Source organism: Blautia sp. AF19-13LB (assembly GCF_003479105.1).
GTDB classification, from domain to species: Bacteria; Bacillota; Clostridia; order Lachnospirales; family Lachnospiraceae; genus Fusicatenibacter; species Fusicatenibacter saccharivorans.
On the sequence record NZ_QUGO01000077.1, the window covers coordinates 1 to 624 of the forward strand.

At 45.7% G+C, this 624-nt stretch carries 1 protein-coding gene; it reads right to left on the reverse strand.

Annotation, left to right across the window (positions count from 1 at the left end):
* A partial coding sequence (locus DWX32_RS19360) for an IS200/IS605 family accessory protein TnpB-related protein (protein ID WP_243037657.1) occupies positions 1 to 624 on the reverse strand: 624 nt, incomplete at both ends.

Sequence of the window (624 nt, forward strand, 5' to 3'; positions counted from 1 at the left end):
CACATGAGGTTCTACGCTTTACTGCAGGAACTTTTGCCTCCAGCAAAGACCTTTCCGTTTCCGGCAAGGGTTTTAAAATTTCACGGATAAAATATCTTGCTCCGATATTATACGATGCCGACAAATCACAGTTGTATCTTTTTCCAGTCTGAAACGTACACAGACGATGATCCCGTGTATCACGGGCAATCTCTCCTGATCCATCAAAGGCAAGCCTGCTCGTGTTCCAGGCACAGATTCGGGAAATTCGGATTCCCTTTCTGTGTGCCTGCTGTCCGCACCGTTTCTGGATATCACGTTTTCTCCACATCTGCAGTTTCTGCTTTTTCTTCCCGGAAAGTTTTCCTTTCATTTCCAGATATTCGAAAACAATCACATCTGCCTTCTTTTCTGATGCATAAAAAACGATTTCCTTTGCAATTTTTCTGCCAAGCTCTGTATTCAGACGTTTTGCATATGCCCATCTTCCCTGCGCCTGACGCGATCCATGTTCCCGCTGAAATCTTCGGATCCGTCCCAGCGCACGGTACATCCGGTCTTTGTCACTGGAAAAGTTAATAAACTTTCTTCCCAGGATAGTTCCGTCTGGACGCATGATGGTACAGACTGCATCCGTATTGATGC